Raw genomic sequence first — 319 nt, 5'->3', positions numbered from 1 at the left:
GTTACAAAGTGCAGATCCAAGTCGTGGACGACTCTATGGCGAATCGCTGACGAATTGCCCACGATTCATATGTGAATCACGCTTTATTATCATATTGTTATGATGAATCGACTCTTGATTCAATTCATCACTTTGGGTGTTTTTTGCTCATGGTGACTCTTGATTCAATTCACGATTCGAATCGCCGGTGAATCGTGTGGTGAGTCGTCCGGCGACTTGCCATAACGTGATTGCCGGCCGTCGACGAACCCGATTCCTGAACGTGCTGAAAACCGGTTTTCCGGCTGCGCCGGCAACGCTTCACGGCCACGCAATAAAT

Origin of the sequence: Lentzea terrae (assembly GCF_003265345.1) — a bacterium.
Taxonomy (GTDB): domain Bacteria; phylum Actinomycetota; class Actinomycetes; order Mycobacteriales; family Pseudonocardiaceae; genus Lentzea; species Lentzea terrae.
This window is presented reverse-complemented; position numbering follows the sequence as displayed.